The 698-nt window shown below is 58.0% G+C and carries 1 protein-coding gene; it reads right to left on the bottom strand.

The features are described from left to right. On the bottom strand, nt 1–698 hold a 698-nt coding region (locus E0D98_RS25225; protein ID WP_240723781.1), incomplete at both ends, for an autotransporter adhesin family protein.

A 698-nucleotide genomic window follows, 5' to 3' on the forward strand; every position in this document is an offset into this window, starting at 1 on the left:
CGTGACCGAGATGGCCGCCCTGAATGCTGAGACGGACGCTGTTATTTTCACCGTTTACACCGGTCTGATGGCTGCGGGAGCCTGCCAGAATCCGGTCATAGTCCATTGCCTGTGTCAGCATGGAGGCGTACAGGGGGACTTCAGCACGATAACGTTCTTCACTGCGCAGATACCAGCTCTCATCACTGTCCCGGTTGAGGGTGTAGTTAAAGGCCCCGGCCTGCAGCATATTCCCCTGGACAAAAGCCGCTTCCTCCGTGGTGGCACCGTTAATGGCCTCAACCACCTGAATACCCTTACCGGTGGTCGCCAGCCCCGTACCACTGTTGCCGGCGTTCACCAGATTCAGGATGGTTTTTCCGGTTGCCCTGCCACCGTCAATGACCAGTCTGTCAGCATTGTTCTGCTCCATATCCGGGCGTACACGCAGGCTGATGGTGCCATTCTGCCCGTTCAGGTTTTTCACCTGCAGGGTTGTCGGAACGAACTTCCCTGTGCGGGCGGAGGTGAAATGAATCTGTCCGGCATGGCTGAGGTCATCCACCACCGACTGCACCGTGGCGTTATCGGGGATATTCCAGGTGGCACCGGATGTCAGGGTGACATTCGTGGGGTCAATGGCACCGTTCAGCACAGTGCTGCCGGTCAGCTTCAGGGCTGTACCGCGCTGAGCAATGACATCCGTGGTGACGGTACTG

It is taken from the genome of Escherichia sp. KCJ4928 (assembly GCF_004352695.1).
Taxonomy (GTDB): domain Bacteria; phylum Pseudomonadota; class Gammaproteobacteria; order Enterobacterales; family Enterobacteriaceae; genus ECMA0423.